This is a genomic window from Acinetobacter sp. CE-15 (assembly GCF_051059255.1).
Lineage (GTDB): Bacteria > Pseudomonadota > Gammaproteobacteria > Pseudomonadales > Moraxellaceae > Acinetobacter > Acinetobacter guillouiae.
Genome location: NZ_CP192737.1, coordinates 3,458,875 through 3,480,186, shown reverse-complemented (window position 1 = coordinate 3,480,186; position 21,312 = coordinate 3,458,875). Strand labels below are relative to the sequence as shown.

Here is a 21,312-nt window from a genome sequence, read left to right as displayed (position 1 = left end):
TACAAAGATAAAAATGGAGAGATAGAAAAATATAAGCTAAATATAGAGGAATAGCATACTAGATTTAATAAAATGCTCTTCGATTAAACTTAGCGTAATTGCTAGAAATGTTAGCCCATTTAAGTTTAGGAAAATGAAAAATGATGATGTGTTAGATAAAGTAAATACCCTTTTGAATACGCTTGTCTGTACTAACACAAACTATATCAGAAAGTTACTTATTGAAAATTGTGTCTGTCAGCTTAAATTTATGCTAGATTCTTTCAACTTAAATTTGTTTTCCATCTAGTCTATAAATTATTTTGTGTGAGTCTTTTAAAGCAGATTATTGGAATGAATTTGAGAAGTCTCCAGCTATCAGAGGGCTGGAGGCTTAGTTTTATGCAGTTTATGCTCATTTTGAGCTACAAAACTGAGCCCAATCAGCCATTAACGTTTTACGCTTTTCTAAATATGCTCCACGTAAATAAGCTGCTTCAACTTTGTCAGGCAGTTTATGTGCAAGGACGTGTTCACAGACTTCGCGAGGGTAGTCAGTTTGGTCTGCCGACCAGTCACGGAATGTGGATCGAAAACCATGGGTTGTAATTACTCGATTTTGTTTAGGGTCAATATAGCCTAAGCCATTTTCTTTTAGCTTCTGTTCATGCATACGCTTAATCAAAGCAGTTAAAGACATATCTGAAAGCATGCCACTACCACGAGGTGCAGGGAAAATATAGCTTTGAGGTTGAGTATCGGCCTGAATTGATTCAAGTAATGAAATGGCTGGCTCTGAAAGTGGAACACGATGTTCTTTGTCTATTTTCATCCGCTCTTTTGGAATAGTCCAAACTTTATTCTGAAAATCGATTTCTTGCCAAGTTGCTCCAAAGATTTCACCAGAACGGCAAGCGGTTAAAATTGCAAATTCTAAAGCTTTAGGTGAAATACCATCTTTCTGGCGCAGATGCTGAACAAATTCTGCTACCAGATCATAAGATAAAGAAGGGTGAGGGCGTGATATCTGTTTTAAATTACCTAGAATAGGTTCTAAGTTACCTTTCCATTCCGCAGGGTTATCGCCTTCAAAATATTCCATGGCTTTGGCATAATCAAAGATGGTTTCAATACGACCACGGAGTCGTTTAGCTGTTTCATTTTTCTCAGTCCAGATGGGTTCCAAAACTTTGGCAATATCGACTTTAGTTATTGAGCCAATCACACGATCACCTAAAATAGGGTAGATATAAGTTTCTAATGTAGTTGACCATTGAGCAATATGTTTCTGATTTTTCAATTCACGAGATTTATTAGCAATCACAATCTGAGCACATTCACGGAAAGTACGATCACGGAGCTTTTGAATACGTAAAGCCTGTAGCTTATCCTTTTTTGCTGGATAGGATCAATCCCATTTCGGATTTGAGCTTTCATTTCTTGAGCTTTTGTTCTTGCTTCAGCTAGGGATACCTCAGGGTATGAGCCTAAACCAATATCACGGCGATGGACTCGTTGTTTACCATCTTCATCAAAACGTTGACCTACAACCACACGTAAAATCCAAGAACGAGAGTCATTCACAATACGTAGATGCAAACCATCTACACCGCCTACAGCATGTCTACCATTTTCTTTGATTTTTGCTACACTGAGTGCAGAGAGTTCTTTTTGCTTTTTTAGGCATAGGGCTGTTCTTGTCCCACATAATAACCCACATAGAATATTGGAAATGGTCGGATTAGGCAAGACTTGGTTGGAAAGGTTTTATTTTAAGTTATTGAAAGATAAAATTATATTGGATTATATTGGATTATATTGGATTATATTGGATTATATTGGATTATATTGGATTATATTGGACTGTATAAAACAAGTGTTATACGGACACCGCTTCCGCCAAATATTTAAAAGACCCTTAAATTTTTAAGGGTCTTTTTTTTGCTTTGATTTTGTCCCACATACTCTATATAAATTTTGGATTGAAATAGAACAGATCAGATTGATGTAGATGATCATCATGTTGGTCTCTTTTCACAGGCGAGGGCAACAACCCAAAAATTTAGATTCATTTATAATTATTCCATTTAAATTCAGCATTGATAAAATAAGTACGTTCCAGACCATTTAAACCACTATACGCAGCCCTATAGGTGGTATTACCGAGGTTACGGATCCCTGCACTTAAATTGACATATTTATGATTAAAACCCGCATACAGGCTACCGATGGTATAAGAATCAAAGCCGCCTTTTTGTATGACTTGAGGTTCATTAAATACGGTCTGAATTTTGCCTTTCACCCATGGCTGTAACGGAAATTGGCTAAAGGTATATTTATAATGGCTGTTAATATCAATTGGATGTGCCGCAGCTTGCACAAAAACATCTTCAGAATCAATTTTATTAAAACTACCTGAAATACCAAAATCATGCACTTCATCCATATAATTGGCACTGAATTCCATACCCCAATTATTGACTTGGTCGGCATTATAATATCGGGTGGTGTCTTGGAAAAAGTCAGATTCACGATCATTAAAATCGCCTGTCGCTATATTGCATTTACCGATACGAATACAACTTTCCAAACCAGCCCGATCAATAACTCTACGATTGGTTTTTGTCCAAATATATTGGTCAAAGTCGCTATAAAACACACTGGTATTTAACGCCCAATGATCATTGAGGTATTTCCAAGCCACTTCGGCATGGTAGCCTTCTTCCGGTTGTAAAGCTAAACCTCCACCCAAAAAGCCTCCAAACGTATAGCGTTCATACAAATCAGGTGCGCGGAAAGTACGGCTGATGTTGGCAGAAATATTCTGAGTATCGGTGAGGTGATATTGTGCTCCTAGCGCCCATGTTGGCTCGAATATGGTTTTTTCAGGGGTAATTCCCGAAATACCGATGAGTTGCGAGGCAAGTTCAGCATTTGCACCTGGCAGTAATTTTTGTCGGGTTGCCCAATAATTGGCGCGTACTCCTGCAAAACCTGTCCATGTGCCGAAGTCATATTCTAAATTGGTAAAACCTGCATAATAATCTTGTTCAGAATACACAGCAGTGACGGCTTTATCTAAAACAGCTTCCAGACCAAAACTGGCTTGTAATTGATGCCAGTTTAAAAATAGATTGGCATTAAAATTATCACTGTCTAATGTTTCGGTATAACCACCTTCTTGTTGGCGTTCTAATAAGGATTGTTTGTTATATTTAAATGAGAAGTTATTAAAAATACCCAGATTGTCTTTACGATAAGTGATGGATTTTGATTCACGCTCTTTGCGTGCCAACAGCATCACCATTGCATCTTGCATGGTATTCCCATGTGCTGATGCAATATCTTTGCCGATCCATTGGTCATAATCGAGATCAATTTGGCTATCTGTAGCAAATTTTCCTGATAATTTGGCACTCAGTGATTCGGCGTCATAACCCAAATCTTTTACGGTTACTGTGCTATTCACTGCATTTAATGCATTGGTTTTACTAATCGCATATTTTTTATCAGCATCACCACGGACCCGATAGTCATTGGACGATTCTTTGGTATAAGTGACCTTTGCACCAAAATTATCCATGCCTGCGTTTAGACTGGTGGTGGAACTGGTTTTGTCATAACCCTCATCATAAGCGAATTTTTGACTGACCCCGATGCCTTGACTCATTTGTACAGGTTTGGTCTTGACGATAATGACGCCACCTGATGCACCCGGGTCGTAAATCACCGCAGGACTACCTTTTACCACTTCAATCATTTCAACGTTGTTAATATCCACCTGATTGATTTCACCAGAACCTGAATGGTCTAAACCTTGATTGGCGATTTTGATGCCATCAACAACACTGACCACGCGTTGCCCAGTCAGACCGCGAATTTTTACATTTTTACCGAAAGCCCCAGTTTCGGTAATGGAAACACCAGGAATATCCCGAATCGCTTCTTTGACATCGGCTAAGCCTTCCTGTTGAATTTTTTCCTGACTGATGATCTGTTTGGAATAGGGTTTGTTAAACATTTCTTGTTGATTTTGTCGCTCTGCCTTGAGGACTTTTTCTGCTGTGACTTCAATGACAGGCAGTTTAGTGGGGTGTTCATCATTTATGTCGGTATCTTTCTTATTTTCTGCTGCATAGAGATGATAGAAAGGAGAGTATCCACCAGCAATACACAGGGCCAATAATAGATATCGTGGGAGAAAGGGAGGTGTGTTCATGACAGAAATCCAGTCAAAATAAACGCAGGGTTGCTGCCCCATCTTAAGAATGGAAACAGTAACCCGATTGAATGAGTATGTATGGCCTAGTCAGTGATCCAAGAACCATTAATTTGATTGACTCTTTTCAATGATTTTTCATTTTCCGAGAAGCCACTGGTCAGTAAAGGAACACCAGTATGAGTACCTGTCATATGCAAGCCAAATAGACCACCAATCCCAGCCAAAGTGGCATTACCTGAAGCGTCGGCAGTGACATTGGTAATTCCACCTCCACCCTCTAAATCCTTGATGTTACCCATGAGTTTGCCCGTGGTGGCATTGACAATACTACCGACTGTGTCATCTGTATCCGTTGCCTGATTGGCACGTTTGTTCCATAACAATACATTACCTTCATAAACACCATTGGCACGGAATGCAGTGCGTTCAAAGTACATACGGCCAATCGTTGGGGTGACGCTGGTTTTGCTGGCTGTTGGCGCATTGAGTGGTAATTTATAAACGTTATAAACACGGGTTGCTGCTGCAGTTGGATTGGTCTCATTGACATAGACATAATCACCGACTGCCACCGCAGGTACCCGCATTGAAGTAAAGTATGGAATATCCTGATCAATGACGGCATTATCCAACGCTGTTTTTGTGGTTGTGGTTGCTGTATTTAACCAGCCTTGTTGATAGTTAAGGTTCATCTTGTCTTTAGATAACTTGGCCGCTTCGACAAATAAATAACCATTTTTGACCGCAGTAAGGTTGAGGTTATATGACAAAGCCACATTGCTTGAATTATTGGCTAAATCCGTACCAGTGCCATTATCATAAATTTTGCTTGCGCTGGTGCCTGTCAATTTCAGAATTTCGGCATTTTTAAAGACATAGGCGTTGCCAAATATTGTATGGGTGATCGCTGCATTTTGTGTATCAAGGTTATAATTAATCAATAAATAACCAGTATTACCTTCTGCCAAATTATCGACTACATTTGGCATGTTAAAGAAATTACTAAAGATACCCGCACCACCATGTCCACCACCAAATTTAAGTTGATGATGTTCGGGATTATAATTTGCAGGATATTCTGCACCTGTTACATTCGCTAAGGTTTTTGCTGTTTTATCATAAGCATAAAGTGTTTTTACCCCTTCTTTTGCCAGATAAATATGGCTATCATTTTGCGCTAAGAAGTAGTATTGACCTGTTCCTCCACCAATATCAGTACAGGTGACCAAATCAACGGTACAGCTTTGTAAACGTGCAGCTTCATTACTTGCAGTTGGGTAGCTTCCTTTGACATAGGCAGCACTGTAGTTGACCAATACTGAATCAGTTTTACCAGTCGTGTTATTGACAACCTGTTTAATGGTTCGACCCTGTGTCACTTTGCCATCTGATAAACGCACAGTGATATAGGCATTTTTAATATTGTCAGACAGTTCGCCTCTAAAAATATCGGGTAGTTTGGCAAAAGTACGCAATTGCACATAAGAATTATCAATATCTGTTTCATTGAGATACATGGTTTGTGTATCGCCAATCACTTTCATTCCTGCGGCTGTTAATGCTGCTGGTAATGCTGCACTACTAAAAATGGTGGCTTGACTGTTTGGATTACTTGCATCAAATCGTTTTAGAATATTGTCGGTATAGAATGTATATTCAGTTGCTGTTGTTGCTCCAGCTGGTGTGTAATTACGCGTTTCTTTAGATGCATTTGGGTCAAGGAAAATCGCATATTCTCGTTTTTTATAAACCGTCTTATCGCCATCTTTTGCAGCACTCATTACAAAGACACGATTGCCTAAAATCACATTGCTGATACTGCTGTAATACTCCTGTTTGCCGTTGTTAGGGTCATAACGAACAATTTGAGAATTACCTGTTTCAGGGTTGGCGACTTTGTAGAATTGATAATCAAACACCGACTCAACTTGGGTATTAATCGTAATGCTCAGATCTGTGCTCAGTGAACCATCACTGACACTCACCACAAGTGTATCTGCGCCAACCACATTGCCTGCAATATAAGTAATCACACCTGTTTTACTGTCAATGCTGGCAGTGCCTAATTTTGGCGCAGTTTTGATGCTATAGGTGAGCGCGTTGTTCTCAGCATCTTTCGCCGTTACGCTAATTTTTTTACTGTCTAGGGTTTGTATGGTCAATGGGCTGATTGCATCAATTGTGGGCGCAGTATTGCTCGGTTTGCTGTCTCCACCACCACTACTACCACCGCCACCACAACCCGCAAGAATGGTACAGATTGAACTCGCAATCAGCGTTTTATGACCTATTTTCATTTTAGATAACAACATTGCTTTATCCTTTGCTTGATAAAAAAACTGGACAATCATCGTGGCTAGAAAGGGCAATGCTTTGTTGGCTATATGATAATGATAATTATTTACATTAAAAATACTAATCTAATACAAAAACTGAGTCAACACAATATTTCTGTTTAGCATGTTGATATTTATTGTGAATTGATGAAATGTCTATTGATTTAATTAAAATAACGCCCATTTTAAAAATGAGATGTCTCAAATTTAATCAGGTTTAAGGCTTGCTTAATGCATTTTGATGGTTGCTACACTCGGTGCAGAGAGTTCTTAGAGTGATGGTTATTCTTGTCCAACATCGCGTTTTGGAAACGATTCGCTTAGCGTGCTCATTATTTTAGTTTGGTTAATACGGGTGGTTATGTTTTATTTGTATTTTGCTGGAGGATTTCTAATTTTTCACAGTGTTTACTTAAAAAGCCATTATGAACATTCAGTAATGGCTTTTTTATATTAGCGTGTTAGATAATTAGTGACAGCATTAAAAAATAAGCTTTTCTCATTGATAATCGGTTCCGATGGAATAGCCGTATCCCATGTACTCCATTGAATCATCACAATATTATCTTTTGGATTAATCGCCATCATCTGACCAAAAATGCCAAATCCCCACAAGGTTGCATCTGCATTTTTTGTGGTCAGAGGAGCGCCGCTTTTTGCATGTGAACTCCACCATTGAAACCCGTATTGTCCGTTTGGATAATCGTTAGAAACCGAACCTTTTGCCTTGGTCCAGTTTGTGGCTTCTTTGGTCCAGCCATCTGGTAGTAATTTTTCACCATTCGAGAGGCGGCCTTCATTGCTAATAAATACACCGAGCCGTGCATAATCACGTAGCGTGGCATTAAAACCATGTCCCCCCATGTCAATGACATTACGCTTATACGATTGCCAAATACCATTTTTTTCCATGCCTACTTTTTTCCAGACATTTTTTTCTAGGTATGCAGCAATATTCTCATGAGTCGCAGCTTCTAATACTTTTCCGACAAGAAATGCACCTCCAGTGTTATATGACCATACTGTGCCAGGCTCATATTTAGTTTTTACTTTTTTAATATTTTCATAAACACAAGTATTTGGATCTTTTTCAACTTCACAATAGGTCATTTTTGCAAAGTCAGACTGAGGGTCTTTGTAATTTTCGTCCCATTCAACGCCAGAGGTGTGTTGCATAAGTTGTCTTAATGTGACTTTTTCCCAAGCAGTCCCTTTTAAATCAGGAAGGTATTGAATTATTGGATCTTCTAAAGAATGAATTTTACCTTGTTTAATCGCAATACCAACTAAAGTTGCAACAATTGATTTTGCGATGGATCTAGAAGTCCATAAGGTTGTCGCATCATTGTCGCTTTTATAATATTCATAGGCGATTTTCCCATCTTTTAAAATAATCAAACCAACTACAACCTGCCTTTTTAAATAATCGTTTAGATGGAATTTTTTACTCCCGATGGAATATGTGATTTTTTTATTGGTAATCGGTTTTTCATATTTATTAAGTTTTAAAATATTATTTTTATCTGGGTGAAATGCGCTACCGTCATAGCTTCGGTATGTATTTCTAAATCCAATAACACGCTGCTCGGGTGTCCAAGTCAACATATCATGGGGGTCTGGTAGCTGTTTATCTACTTGATTTGGACAGTCAATTAGCCCTAGTTCTTGGCATGAGTATTCTGCAAAAGCCAAACTACTCATGATAATACTACCTAAAAAAAGCGTTATTTTAGATAATTTCATGATCGTACTCCTTAATGAATTTTCAATTGAGTGAATAATCCAACGATGATATTGCTATCAAAACTTCCTTGGTTAGAGCGGTAATAATTATCAGGATTCCAGATATATTGAACAAATGGTCTTAAAGTCAGTTGTTTATATTTAACCGCGCCATCAAAAGATAAAAATGATGTTTTTCTGTTTTGATTGCCATTTAATTGCTGAGTCAGCTGAAAAAAATCATTGTTTAGCTCGGTCTGACCAACTTTCATACCGACATGATTACCAGGTGCGTTGAGCTTATAATTAAATCCTAGCTCCCAATAGTTTTTATAAGGCTGATTTTTCTCAGTAATATAAGACACTGCACCATAAAATTCGGGGATATTATTTTTTTTAAAATCATAATTAAATCTAAAATTAAAACCGTCAGTATTACGATATTTTTCTTTGGTGAATGCATTTGTATATTCAGAGTTGTTATAAAAATAAAATACTTCGGCCTTGTTTTGTTTATCCTTGTATCCGACCCCATAAACTTGGGTATAACCTAATTGATCATTAAAAGAAAAGTCGAGTCCTTTTTTCTTTTCGAGATAGTCATTTATATTGACTTCAAACACACCAGTGTGAAAATAAAGTTGGTCTGATAAATTATATTTTAGATAACCTCCCCAATAGCCATAAGTGAAAGGTGGTGAGCCCATAGCAATTTTAATAGGGTCTGTGCATATCATCAGATTTTGACAATTATTATAAAGAAAGTAACGTCGTAGATTGGTTCGGCCAATAGCTGTATAGATTTTATCTTCATCCCATTTTTTGTCCCAAGTTAACAGGCTTAATTGAGATGAGGCGATGTCATTTGGGGAAATAGCACCTCCAATGTAACTCCCGACTCCGCCGAACCAATTCGTTGATGTATTGAGTTGAGCATCGTTATTTAACCCATTAAATATATATTGTGCTTTTAATACACCTAAGTCATTTGATTGGGTATCAAGCTGAATGTCAGTTCCTAATATAAGTGCTGCGGAATTGGTAAAGTGATCATCGATACTACTTTCTTGACTATACATTGACAAATTAAACAGGTTTGCTGAAACCTGAATCTGCTCGTTGCCGAGAGTATGGGGGGGTAACAGCATGGTTGAAAAAAATACGATTACTCCCCCTAAGCAGGAGTTGGTACGTTGAATTAATTTCATAATTATCATCCATAATAAATTAAAGTCCTTGAGGAAATCAGCTAAACTACTGATTAAATTATTGTTGTTGATGTAAATATTCACGCTCATTTAATTTTAGACTTGGCGTCTAGTTAAAGACGTTTAATGCCTGTTATTGAATGATCAACATACATGTGTATAGGTAGTGATACATTAGATAAGAATGGCTAAAAAAAAATCATCCTAGAGGATGATTTTTAAACAGCAGTGTTTAGTTGTTCGTTAAGCAATCGCAAAGAGTTTGGTAACAAGCTGATGTTTGCTATTCACCCCAATTTTTTGAAAAATGTGCTGAATATGTGTTTTAACAGTCGACATACTTATGAACAGCATTTGTGCTATTTGCTCGTTATTTTTACCAGCGCAAATGAGTTTAATAATTTCTTGTTCTTTTTTGGTCATGTGATGTAAATCAAGAGGAAATCTATTTTGGGGCGTGTCTTTTGTTAGCTCTTGTTTTAAGTAATGATTGGTAAAGTTGTGATAACTTTGGAGTAAATCTAATTCTTCTTTGGTAAAACGTCCTTTTTCTTTATGGCGAATTAAACTAATACCTCTAATGGGTATATTATTGAGTTTAAAATATAATTCCACATTGTCACCGACATGGTGACTTTGCATAAAAGCATAATATTGTTCAGAAATAGATTGCTGGGACAAGACCAGCATATTCTTTTCATTTAGAATGTTTTTGCCAATAAATAATGGGTCATGTTCTTGTATTTCTTTTAGATAATAATCAACAACGTGACGGCTAATATTTTGGAAATAGTGCTCGGAAGTCATTAAATTATGATCTACGCGATAAGAAAAACATGCATCAATAGTAACTGTGCTCACCAGTGAAGATGTAAAATTATCGACAAATGATGACCATGCCAGAAAATTCATTTTTCCATCCTTGAAAAATAATAGGCAAAAATCTACCTAAGCCTAAATACTCCTGTTTAGCTTATGTCAAATAGAACTTTCCTCCCGAAGGCTATGAGCAATTGATTGAGTTTAAATGCATCAAAAATTAAGATTTCCATTCAGTACTGAACGATGCATTTGAGTTTTAAAGCTCATGGCCTACGCTGTTATGCCAGCTTATACAACGGCATGTTTCTTTAGTTATTTTATAAAATGTATGCTTTGTTTCTTGGTAAATTGTAATAATTCATCTAATGCAAATGAAAATCAAAGCCCTGACATTTTCTAACAACCAAATTCGACATAAAACAATCAGCCGTAAAGGCGAGAACCTATTTTTGAATAAAAATATAAAATAAAGAAATAATATTTTTTTACGAATCATGATTTTTCTTTAAGTTGATTAAAATGTCAACATTAAAATCAATCATTAAGCTTTTTTTTATAAACTAATAAATTTATATCTTTTTGATTTATATTATATTAATCTTGTGAAAATTAAGATTTTCAAACAAAATCGGTATATGGATATCATGACTCAAAAATGTGCTCTGATTTTTAGTTCAATCGTTCTACAGGGCATCTCTCGTTCAATATTTGCTTTAATGGTTGAACAACAGCAGATGAAAATTTCTATGAATAGGCAGACCACCGAAACTGTGTGTTGAAGATCATCTAATCCAGTTTATTTAATTTACCTAAAGATATCTCCGCAAGTGAGGGGGATAGACTGGAATACTGGTATTCAACATTGGCGATATTTTGAAGGCATCACATGAGTGTTTTAATATGAGGTTATATTTTGCAAGCCTTAACTCACAAAATATGTCCAATCTAGCTAATTTAAATTATGGTATAGTCACTAATTTTTTGACTACTTCTTCGCCTACTTCACGTGGTGATTGAGGATTTTGACCTGTAATAATACGGTCATCGACAATGACATAAGAGGTAAATGGGAAAAATCCTTGAGAATATTTTGCACCTTTTGATTTCAACTGATTTTCAAGGAAAAAGGGCACTTGTTTTTTCATCCCTGAAAGCGATTCTTCACGATTTGAAAATCCTGTCACTTTACGGTTTGCAATGAGTGCTTTGCCTTGTTCATCTTTTAGGGAAAGTATACCTGCCACACCATGACATACCGCGGATACTACACCGCCTTGACGATAAATTTGTTCAGCTAGTGCGGTTAATTCAGGATTATTTGGAAAGTCCCACATCACGCCATGACCGCCAGTAAAATATATTGCTTTATAGTCAGACGCTTTTACCTCACTTGGCTGCAAGGTGTTATTTAACCGCGACATAAACGCAGGATCGGCTAAATAAGCGCGTGCTTGTTTATCCATATAGATCCATTTTTGACTACGCTCATCCAGTGGCACTGCACCCCCTTTAGGGCTAATAAAATCCATTTGGTAACCCGCTTTATACGCAACGTCATAGAAATGTGTGAGCTCAGTTACCCATAGCCCTGTAGAATCTTTACGTGAAGGGTATTTGTCATGATTGGTCATCACAACCAATATTTTTCCTTTAGATCCTGACGAAGATGGGTTCGAAATTGATTTTGAACTGCTGTTATCATTCGCAGATGTAAAAGGCACTGAAAATAATGCTGCTAAAACAACCAATAACTGTTGAATTATACGATGCTTAATAACCCAAGTATTTGTCATCATGATTTCCTGTGAGTTGTTTCATGGTGAGTATAAGGTTAAAGTAAGCTTTAAGGTCAAGCCTGTTTTTTAATCTTCTATCTATTTTAGATGAATGGCATTTTACCCATAAAGTGCTGACTCTGGGCGTCATTCAGCATTTGCTTTAATTTGATCTTTTGCAAGTGCGATCAAATATATATTCATCATTTTAAATTTGAGCTGCGGTTTTTTGTGCATGAATTTTAATCACAATTCAAATTGAATTAAAAAACAAATAAACCCTATTGACCTTAAAGTCCACTTTAAACATAGCATGAACTCAATGCTGAATTAGAGTGAAAGCGATGTTGAATTTTTTTAATTTAAATCGAACAACGCAAACGCTTTTTTATGAGTTTTGCATTCGTACATTCTGCTTTTGCAGTAAATGATCTTACACCTAACAATCAGCTCAGTAACATCTCACATTCACAAGAGAATACAGCGATGCAAAATATAAATACTGTAATGACCAATCGAGTTAATGCAAAGCAACCAACCACTCAATATCCAAATGCAAAAGCGTTTGTAGAGGTCGAATTTGGACCGCATAAGGTACTGGTTCCTAAAGGTGGTTTTTATGACCGATTCCATATGCAACCAAATTTAGAAGAGGTTGCAAAGGAATCTGGTATTGGCAATATAGATTTCTTTAGAAAGATTCCTAAGCAACTGGTTGAAACACGTATAGGCCAAGTGTGGTCGCCAAACTATTATTATAAAACCAGCAATGTTCAACTGTTGATGCTTGCACCATTAGATAAGTTAACAGCAAAGTTGCCTGCTAAAGTTGAACCCTTAAGCCCAATACCTGGCTATGGATTGGTCTCACTTACTTTTTTTGCCTATGATGTCTGTGATAACGATCCTTATGATGAAGTATCTGTTGCTGTTGTGGTTCGCCGTCCTCATGCAAAAGGCGCCAATATTTTAGAGTTAATCAAATCTGCACGTGCGCGCGATTATTATGGTTATGTTCTTGCACTACCTGTCGATACTGAAATTGCACGTGTACGTGGTGTTTATGGTTATGATTTACCCAAGTGGCTCACTGCAATTGATTTAAAAATAGCTGATCAGGTCCAAGCGCATTTGTATGATACTCAAGGCAATCTCGACATCAGCCTATCTGCGCCAACACCAAAACTTAAAACTGTAAAAAATCAATCACAGCAAGAAAAGAAAACCATGCTGAATCAGGTTGATGGTATTTGGTATCGTTCATACGTTCAGGCAAATAACCAAAATTTTGCTCAAAAGTTATTTCCAAAACATGTTGAGTTAAATCGTTATGGTGGCCCAGTCAGTCAATTATTGGATCAACTCGGTGCTAAAAAAATCTTACGAATGGATGTGATCAAAGATGCTCAGTTGGCATTACATATGCCAACACCGATTGCTGAATGGAATAAATAAATAAAAATAAAGCGTGATGATTTTACATCACGTTTTTTTCATAGCGAAAATATCAATTTCTTGTTCTTTTTCGTTAAACTTATGATCTTTATTCAGTTTGTCGTTGTCTTTAATTGAGTTAAAAGCACAAGCAAAATCCCTATAAATTAATCATGATGAAAAAATAATACTTCCTTAATAGAGGATCGTTAATCCTGAAGAATTTTAATTTCATCTGTGGAGTTTATGCCATTGTCGATAATAGGCCTTTATGGATGATATGTAGCTTGGGTTTGTGCAATAAAAGCGAGTTGGACAAGGGCGTGGTTAAGATGAAAATAATGATTGAATTTAGCCATTAAATTACTGATAATAATTATCATTCGCTTAAATAAACTTTTTCCATGTCTGCGTCGCTTTCCAATCATGATATTGCTCAGCTTTATCAAGAACATCATTCTTGGGTATATGCATGGCTATATAAAAAGTTAGGCAATAGCTCTGATGCAGCTGATTTGGCACAAGATACTTTCTTAAGAGTGATGGCACGACGACAGCAAATTGAATTATTGCAACCACGTGCTTATTTGACCACTGTAGCCAAAGGCTTGATGATCAATTGGATTCAACGTAAGCATATTGAGCGGGCATATTTAGACGTGCTGGCGCTACAACCTGAACTCGAAGAAATCTCTCCAGAACAACACTGTTTGATTATCGAAAGTTTGCTTGAAGTGACACAATTACTAGAGCAACTGCCTGCGGTGGTACGCGATACTTTTCTCTATGCACAGCTTGAAGGGCTGAAATACGATGAGATTGCAGTTAAATTGGATATTTCCCTAAGTTCAGTCAAACGCTATATCAAAAAAGCGTATGTACATTGTCTGTCTGCGATGCTGGACGACTAAGCCAATGTCAAAGCAGAATGAATCTGAACAACAACACAATCAAAAATTAGATCAAAAACAAGATCAGCAACAGACGCAACAAATTTTAAATGAAGCGGCTGATTGGTGTATGCGTTTAAGCCAAGGTGAGTTGAGTTCACAAGAATTACAGCAATTACAGATCTGGCAGCAACAAAGTTCAGTGCATGCCAAAGTTTGGCAAAAAATGCAGCAACTGCATCATACTTTTGATCAACTCCCAACAGAAGTAGCACGGCCTATTTTAGAGCAAAGTACATCATCTTCATGGAAAAAACGCCGTCATTACATGTGGGTTTTGGCTGGTCTATCGTTACTGTATTTAGGTTATAGCTTAAATCAGCAGCAACAATGGACGGCGGACTATCGTACAAAAGTAGGTGAAATTGAAAAAATTAAACTCCCCGATGGTGGTGAACTGTATTTAGACAGCGCATCGGCAATTGATCTGGACTATAGCGCTAAGCAACGTAATGTCGTGCTAAGAAAAGGTCAGATCTGGATTAAAACTGCGAAAGATCAACAGCAACGCCCATTCTTTGTGCAAACTCAACATGGGCAAATGCAGGCTTTGGGTACTGAATTTTCAGTAGAGCTTAATCCAAAGCAGTCTTGGGTATTCGTCGAGCAAGGTGCGGTGAAATTACAACCACAACGTCATCCAACTCAGGCAGTGATTGTTGCGGCGGGTCAGCAAAGTCATTTGAATCGCGAGCAGGTCGCCGAGGTTACAAGTGCTGATCTTACACGCAACAGTTGGACGCAGGGCTGGATGATCGTGAATGATCTGCCGTTGTCTGAATTCGTACAGCGTATAGGAAAATATCAAAAGGGTTATATTGCTTTAGATGATGATATTGCTCAGATTAAAATATCAGGGACTTATCCAATCAATGATTTGCCAACGCTATATAGCATGTTGGCTGTCACCTATAAGTTAGACATCAATCGCTATGCACAGGGCTATTGGGTCAGTATTGGTGAAAAAAAATAATTTAAGGCTGACACTTTTTTAAAACTCAACTGGCAAGGCTAATAAGAGAACTCATTGGTATTCAATAGGGGGTTATGGTGTCTCTAGCATTGCAACACGCAAAAAATTTGAAAAAACCGAAACCATATAAAATAAGCCGCGAGAAAAAAATGCGTTATTCGGTCATGCATTTATTGGTACTGAGCAGCATGTTGGGTGTCAGTGCATTTAGCCATGCTGAAACAGCAGCAACTCAAAAGCATTATCAAGTGGCTTCAGGGGATTTGGGGCAAGCGCTTTCTAATTTTGCTCTACAGTCTAATATTGCATTGTCTTTTGATCCGAAACTGACGCAGGGGTATAAAACCAACGGTTTAAGCGGCAGTTTTGATATTGCTCAGGGTTTTCAACAGTTATTAAAAGACACAGATCTACAGCTTGTTCAACAAAGTCCACGGGTGTGGCGAATTGAACGACGTCAGATGTCGAAAACCACAACAGTTGCAAACACGGCAACGGATTCAGCCGTGGCAACAAATTCTCTCACTGACAATCCAGCAGCGAAACTTGAGACCATTGTCGTAACTGCCAATCAGTTGGGGGAAATTACTGAAAATAGTGGTTCTTATACACCAGGTAAAATTGCCACCGCCACGCGTTTAGTGCTTACACCGAAAGAAACACCACAAACCATTAGTGTGATTACGCGACAGTTGATGGATGATTTTCAGTTAAATAATATTGATCAAGTCATGTCGCATACCCCCGGGATTACCGTATCAGCTTACGATAGTGAACGGACCAGTTATTACTCACGCGGTTTTGCCATTAATAATTTCCAATATGATGGCATTCCTTCTACGACTCGAAATGTCGGTTATGCTGCGGGTAATACGCTCAGTGATTCTGCTATTTATGACCGTGTCGAAGTACTCAAAGGCGCAACGGGCTTACTTACAGGGGTGGGATCTTTAGGAGCAACCATCAACTTAGTACGTAAAAAACCAACCGCAGAGACTCAAGCATCGCTGAGTTTAAGCGCAGGTTCTTGGAATAATTACCGTGCTATGGCAGATGTCAGTGGTTCACTGAATGATGAGCAAACTATTCGTGGACGTTTTGTGGCTGCGGGTCAAGACAAAGAATCTTTTATGGATCGTTATGAACGTAAAAGTGCTGTATTTTATGGCATTGTCGAAGCAGATTTAGGCGATAAAACTTTAGTTACACTGGGTGCTGATTACCAGAACAATGACCCTAAAGCATCGACATGGTCAGGCTCTTTTCCTTTATTTAATGGTGAAGGGGAACGTAATCCTGATCCAGATCGCTCCTTTAATAATGGTGCCAATTGGAGTGAATGGAAACAATATACCCGCACCATTTTTGCCAATGTACATCATAAATTTAATGATGATTGGGCACTGACTCTGCAATATGACCATAAAATTAATGGCTATGATGCAACACTAGGCACCATCCAAGGCTATTATCCTAAATTAGATGGTTCTGCTAATCTTTGGCCTTCTCAATATATCGGTCGTACTGTCAGTGATTCATTGGAGTTGTATAGCACAGGTAAGTTAGAGCTGCTTGGTCGGCAACATGATTTGGTCTTAGGCGCAAGTGGAGCTTATTCACGTTGGAAGGGGAAAGATTGGTATGGTGGCATGCAGGGTTATGATTCACATATTCCCGATTTTAGCCAATGGGATGGCAATATTGCACAGCCAAATTGGGGTGAGCCAAATGCCTATACCCATGACCGTACTTCACAATATGGTGCCTACGCCAGTACACGTTTAAATCTGGCAGATGATTTAAAGGTGCTCTTAGGCACCCGTATGATCAACTATAAAATGAAAGGCTTACAAGGTGTGGTTGAGGAAAAGAATCGCTTCATTCCCTATGTTGGGGTCGTCTATGACATTACTGATCGAGTCAGTGCTTATGCCAGTCTCAGCGATATCTTTATGCCTTATGATATCTGGTATAAGTCGTCAGCCAATAAAATCCTAGATCCAGACGAAGGTAAAAACTACGAAGGCGGCTTTAAGTTTCAATCTGATGATGCCAAGTTAAATGCCAGTATCGCTTATTTTGAAATCCATGAATCCAATCGTGCCATTGAGGACATTGTTTATAATGGTGCGCCAAGTAATCCCGCTGTTGATTTTGCATGGATTGGTGCGAAAGCCAAAACTAAGGGGGTAGAGATTGAAGCTTCTGGTGAGGTTTTCCCCAATGTCCAAGTGCAAAGTGGTTATACCTATAAGCAAATTAAGGACCATGATGGTGAGAAGATTTCAACATGGGAACCAGAACATCAATTTAATATCTCTACCCAGTATAAATTTGATCAGCAACTCGAAGGTTTAAGCGTGGGCGGGAATGTTCGTTGGCAGAACCACGGATGGCAAACGGTGTATAACAATGTCAAAAAACGTAGTGAAGTGATTGATCAGAAAGCCTTTGTATTGGTCGATCTAATGGCCAACTACCAGTTTAATGAACATTTAAGCACTGCGATTAATTTAAATAATATTTTTGATCAACACTACTTTACCAACATCGGCTTCTATAATTCTGGGGTCTATGGTGAGCCACGTAATTTTATGCTCAGCGTGAAATATAAGTATTAAGTCGTAAATGAAGGTGGGGAGGAAACTGCTCATCTAAAACCAATACTCAACTAGGCAACTCATCCTCCCTTTTTGAAAAGGGAGGTTGAGTATACAGCCTCGCTATTTTTATTCATGCTTTACGATGTATATGTCTCATGCTCAATTTTAGCCTACAACGCAAACTATTTATGAAATGCCACAGCCGCTAATAGAAAATTAAATTAAACTAAAAGGATTGAGTCCTATTCAATTCAGAACTCAATGCAGTGTTAACTAAACTGTCCACGATTTTGGGGCAGTGCATTTTCAAGGGTCTTCTTTTTTGACTAAGTTTAGTCCTAAACCGAGCGAGTTAAATAATATCAATGACCACTTTGATTGACGCAGATCCACTTTCTAAAAAATCATGCGCTTCAAGAGCATTTCCCAAACTAAAAGTATGACGATCAACAATAGGGCGAATTTTTCCTGACTCAACATATTCAGTCAGTTGTCGCAAAATAGCACCATGGTGTGCTCGACCTTGACCAGTGAGTAGTGGTAGGAGGACGAAAACACCTGAAAGCGTTGCAGCTCGTAAAGATGAAGGGGCTAAATTTATTTCACTAAAGGCGTAGCAACTAGAAATGTGTCCATATGATTTAATTGCTGATAAGGAGTTAGCAAGAGTATTACCACCAACAGTGTCATAAATAATATCAAAACCCTGACCCGCAGTATGTTTCTGAACATAATCATCAATACTTTGTGTCTCATAATCAATTGCTATTGCTCCAAGATCTTCAATTATTTTACGATTGTGTGCTTTACCTGTTGCATATACCTCCGCACCTTTAGCTTTTGCAAGCTGCACAACCATATGACCAACACCACCAGCACCACCTTGAACTAAGACGGAATCCCCCTTTTTAACTTGAGCTCTATCCACAAGGCCTTCCCAAGCTGTTAAAAAAACCAAAGGTAAGGCAGCAGCTTCCCGCATAGATAAATTATTAGGTTTAATTGCAAGTAAATCTGCATCTACAGCAATATATTCAGCTAAGGTGCCTTGTAATCCTCGGACACCACCAGCCAAACCATATACTTTATCTCCAACGATAAAGTTATTAACATTTTCACCTACCTTTATGATTTCACCAGCAAGATCTGTTCCGAGTATGGCGGGGAGAATAGGATCTGCATAAGGCGCTGCCCCTTCACGGATTTTATAATCGATAGGGTTAACACCACTACTATGAATTTTGACCAAAACTTCATGCGAATCAATCTCAGGAATTGGAATTTCAACCAGACTAAATTCCTTAATATCATAGCTTTTCAAGATTTGTGCTTTCATTGCTATACCTGTAATAACAAAGTTAAAAATTAAATATACTTAAATAATAAATCAAAAAAAATGATACAATTTGGATTTCTTAATTCCATATTTTGGAATAAGTTATGAGTAATTATTTCGAACTGATTAAAATTTTCTGTACAGTGGCGAATACTGAAAATTTCAAAAAAGCTGCTGTAAAGTTGGGGAAATCACCTCAGTCAATTACACGTGCCATACAGGAACTTGAGGATCAGAAAGGAGAAATTCTTTTTTATCGGAGCACGCGTGGTCATAAAATTACCCGTGCAGGGGAAGAGTTGTTAAGACAAGCTCAGCCTTTACTAAAACAAATTAATGAATTGGTGAAAAACAATACTCAGGAATCTAATCAGAATATCTCTGGTCATATTCGTTTAACGATGCCAACTGCGTTTGGTCGACACTTAGTTATACCTTTAATTACAAAGTTTCAGACTGAATATCCAAATATAAAGGTCAGTTGTATTTTGACTGATGAACACAGTGATGTAATTGAAAATCAAATAGATATTGGACTTCGTGTTGGCTTTTTAAATGACAATCGCTTTGTGTCTCGAAAAGTTATGAATATCGGTTTTCGTGTAGTGGGTTCACCAGATCTTATAAAAAGAGTTGGACAGCCTTATCAGATTGGCGACTTAGATAATTTTCCTATTATTGCCTTTGAAAATTTATCTTTAAATCAATATTGGTTTTGGGGGTTTGAATATGATCAAACTTTTTTACCTAACTTGCCATCTTTTTCAACCAATGACCTTGATGCTTATTGTCAGGCAATAGTTGATGGTATTGGTTTTGCTCATATTCCAGAATTTTTGGCATTACCGATGATTCAGCAAGGTACTGCTATAGAAGTTATGAAAAATGTTAAGTCATCTCCATGGGGATTGTATTTATATCGCCCACAATTGGGACCAACGCCAAAACGAATCAAATTGCTCTATAACTATTTGGCTGAAAATTTTATAAGAAGTGATTGATAAATTATGAATATAAATTTTAAAAAATGTCATAAAATTATAGTTTAAGGAAATTGTTGTTTTAATTTTATAGCTGAATATACTTTGTTAAGGTCCTCGCTGTAGGGGTGATCTTAATGAATGAGAAATGATTTTAAATTTTAAAGTTAAAATGTCTAAAAAGCCTTATCAATCACCAGAAATGCAAGAATATCAAGCAAAGCAAAAAAGACAAAATAAATTACTTTTGCAACTTTCAATTCTTCTATTTATCCCGCCTTTATTGCTATTTCCAGCGTATCCAAGACATGATTGGCAATATTCCATTTATAAGTACATCACAGAAAATTTGTTGATTACCGTGGGTACAAAAGGACCACTACCATTTTTTACTATTCTTTCTAGTATATACATTACAATGATTATGTTTTTCTTAAGTTGTTATGTCTGCTGGTTATTCTTAAAAAAGTATGGCATTCAAGAAAACTTCCAAAAAAAGATTTACAGTTTATTCGTACAATTCGAATTCTCTTCTTCATATAAATATCCTTGGTTAGAAAAACCAATAATCAAAAAAACATTAGTTTCGATCATTTTTATTTTATGTTTTCTTGGCAGTATTTGGCACTTTGTTCATGATGAAATTTCATTCCAAAGTGGCAGCCGTAAAGGTGCACTCATAGAATGGAGTTACAACTATAGAATAGGCGTATTGTTCTGGGAATTGGTCATAAGCTTGTTCAGTATCTCTCCTATTTTTTATTTCTTTCTTTTATTCATTTATCTCGGCAATTACTTTTTCCGTGGGCTGGGAACTGGGAAAATTATGTCATCCAAAAGAAACAGCAAAACAAAAAAGCGTAAGAAAAGAAGATGATTTCTTTAATTCTGCCATATTGTCTTATCATGTAATAGTACGACACTTATGTCATAAAACGCTCAATCAATTTCATTGGGCACTTTAATCTTCTC

General features: G+C 37.4%; 13 protein-coding genes and 1 pseudogene. 6 read left to right on the top strand and 8 right to left on the bottom strand.

Annotated features, from left to right (window positions below):
• Positions 1-394 precede the first annotated feature (394 nt).
• The 7 genes and pseudogenes from ACQ7EO_RS15945 to ACQ7EO_RS15915 all read right to left on the bottom strand — a co-directional run bounded on the left by ACQ7EO_RS15945 (position 395) and on the right by ACQ7EO_RS15915 (position 12,082).
• Positions 395-1,704: pseudogene (locus ACQ7EO_RS15945) on the bottom strand (tyrosine-type recombinase/integrase).
• A 343-nt stretch (positions 1,705-2,047) separates the two neighbouring features.
• Positions 2,048-4,198 carry a TonB-dependent receptor plug domain-containing protein gene (locus ACQ7EO_RS15940; RefSeq protein WP_434277994.1) on the bottom strand — a complete coding sequence of 717 codons (2,151 nt, stop codon included), beginning with the start codon at positions 4,196-4,198 and terminating at the stop codon, positions 2,048-2,050.
• 86 nt (positions 4,199-4,284) lie between these two features.
• On the bottom strand, positions 4,285-6,513 hold the full coding sequence (locus tag ACQ7EO_RS15935) for an Ig-like domain-containing protein (RefSeq protein ID WP_434277993.1): 2,229 nt from the start codon (positions 6,511-6,513) through the stop codon (positions 4,285-4,287).
• Between the two features lie 477 nt (positions 6,514-6,990).
• Entirely contained in the window at positions 6,991-8,280 is a 1,290-nt protein-coding gene (locus ACQ7EO_RS15930) for a serine hydrolase (protein WP_434277992.1), read from the bottom strand.
• An 11-nt stretch (positions 8,281-8,291) separates the two neighbouring features.
• Entirely contained in the window at positions 8,292-9,467 is a 1,176-nt protein-coding gene (locus tag ACQ7EO_RS15925) for a carbohydrate porin (RefSeq protein ID WP_434277990.1), read from the bottom strand.
• Between the two features lie 243 nt (positions 9,468-9,710).
• Positions 9,711-10,379: a response regulator transcription factor gene (locus ACQ7EO_RS15920; protein WP_434277988.1), complete on the bottom strand. Its 669-nt coding sequence runs from the start codon at positions 10,377-10,379 to the stop codon at positions 9,711-9,713.
• An 869-nt stretch (positions 10,380-11,248) separates the two neighbouring features.
• Positions 11,249-12,082: a type 1 glutamine amidotransferase domain-containing protein gene (locus tag ACQ7EO_RS15915; RefSeq protein ID WP_434277987.1), complete on the bottom strand. Its 834-nt coding sequence runs from the start codon at positions 12,080-12,082 to the stop codon at positions 11,249-11,251.
• 468 nt (positions 12,083-12,550) lie between these two features.
• Here ACQ7EO_RS15915 and ACQ7EO_RS15910 point away from each other — a divergent pair, with 468 nt between their 5' ends.
• The 4 genes from ACQ7EO_RS15910 to ACQ7EO_RS15895 all read left to right on the top strand — a co-directional run bounded on the left by ACQ7EO_RS15910 (position 12,551) and on the right by ACQ7EO_RS15895 (position 18,042).
• Positions 12,551-13,519 carry an acetoacetate decarboxylase gene (locus tag ACQ7EO_RS15910; protein ID WP_434279627.1) on the top strand — a complete coding sequence of 323 codons (969 nt, stop codon included), beginning with the start codon at positions 12,551-12,553 and terminating at the stop codon, positions 13,517-13,519.
• A 383-nt stretch (positions 13,520-13,902) separates the two neighbouring features.
• Positions 13,903-14,409, top strand: coding sequence for a sigma-70 family RNA polymerase sigma factor (locus ACQ7EO_RS15905; protein ID WP_434277986.1), 507 nt, complete (start codon positions 13,903-13,905; stop codon positions 14,407-14,409).
• Positions 14,410-14,413: 4 nt separating this feature from the next.
• The gene (locus ACQ7EO_RS15900) at positions 14,414-15,421 is read left to right on the top strand and encodes a FecR domain-containing protein (RefSeq protein WP_434277985.1); all 1,008 of its coding nucleotides are present in this window, start codon (positions 14,414-14,416) and stop codon (positions 15,419-15,421) included.
• Between the two features lie 74 nt (positions 15,422-15,495).
• Entirely contained in the window at positions 15,496-18,042 is a 2,547-nt protein-coding gene (locus tag ACQ7EO_RS15895; protein ID WP_434277983.1) for a TonB-dependent siderophore receptor, read from the top strand.
• Positions 18,043-18,376: 334 nt separating this feature from the next.
• Here ACQ7EO_RS15895 and ACQ7EO_RS15890 read toward each other — a convergent pair whose 3' ends face one another.
• Positions 18,377-19,360, bottom strand: a complete 984-nt coding sequence (locus ACQ7EO_RS15890) for a zinc-dependent alcohol dehydrogenase family protein (protein ID WP_434277982.1) — start codon at positions 19,358-19,360, stop codon at positions 18,377-18,379.
• A gap of 104 nt (positions 19,361-19,464) precedes the next feature.
• Here ACQ7EO_RS15890 and ACQ7EO_RS15885 point away from each other — a divergent pair, with 104 nt between their 5' ends.
• Positions 19,465-20,361, top strand: a complete 897-nt coding sequence (locus ACQ7EO_RS15885; RefSeq protein WP_034615917.1) for a LysR family transcriptional regulator — start codon at positions 19,465-19,467, stop codon at positions 20,359-20,361.
• 151 nt (positions 20,362-20,512) lie between these two features.
• Positions 20,513-21,217, top strand: coding sequence for a hypothetical protein (locus ACQ7EO_RS15880; RefSeq protein WP_034615966.1), 705 nt, complete (start codon positions 20,513-20,515; stop codon positions 21,215-21,217).
• Positions 21,218-21,312 lie beyond the last annotated feature (95 nt).

Bases quoted from the DNA above. Each gene is read 5' to 3' on its own strand.
- ACQ7EO_RS15940 (WP_434277994.1), bottom strand. From the start codon at position 4,198: ATGAACACACCTCCCTTTCTCCCACGATATCTATTATTGGCCCTGTGT.
- ACQ7EO_RS15915 (WP_434277987.1), bottom strand. From the start codon at position 12,082: ATGACAAATACTTGGGTTATTAAGCATCGTATAATTCAACAGTTATTG.
- ACQ7EO_RS15895 (WP_434277983.1), top strand. From the start codon at position 15,496: ATGGTGTCTCTAGCATTGCAACACGCAAAAAATTTGAAAAAACCGAAA.
- ACQ7EO_RS15890 (WP_434277982.1), bottom strand. From the start codon at position 19,360: ATGAAAGCACAAATCTTGAAAAGCTATGATATTAAGGAATTTAGTCTG.
- ACQ7EO_RS15920 (WP_434277988.1), bottom strand. From the start codon at position 10,379: ATGAATTTTCTGGCATGGTCATCATTTGTCGATAATTTTACATCTTCA.
- ACQ7EO_RS15935 (WP_434277993.1), bottom strand. From the start codon at position 6,513: ATGTTGTTATCTAAAATGAAAATAGGTCATAAAACGCTGATTGCGAGT.
- ACQ7EO_RS15910 (WP_434279627.1), top strand. From the start codon at position 12,551: ATGCAAAATATAAATACTGTAATGACCAATCGAGTTAATGCAAAGCAA.
- ACQ7EO_RS15880 (WP_034615966.1), top strand. From the start codon at position 20,513: ATGTCTAAAAAGCCTTATCAATCACCAGAAATGCAAGAATATCAAGCA.
- ACQ7EO_RS15925 (WP_434277990.1), bottom strand. From the start codon at position 9,467: ATGAAATTAATTCAACGTACCAACTCCTGCTTAGGGGGAGTAATCGTA.
- ACQ7EO_RS15900 (WP_434277985.1), top strand. From the start codon at position 14,414: ATGTCAAAGCAGAATGAATCTGAACAACAACACAATCAAAAATTAGAT.
- ACQ7EO_RS15930 (WP_434277992.1), bottom strand. From the start codon at position 8,280: ATGAAATTATCTAAAATAACGCTTTTTTTAGGTAGTATTATCATGAGT.
- ACQ7EO_RS15885 (WP_034615917.1), top strand. From the start codon at position 19,465: ATGAGTAATTATTTCGAACTGATTAAAATTTTCTGTACAGTGGCGAAT.
- ACQ7EO_RS15905 (WP_434277986.1), top strand. From the start codon at position 13,903: ATGTCTGCGTCGCTTTCCAATCATGATATTGCTCAGCTTTATCAAGAA.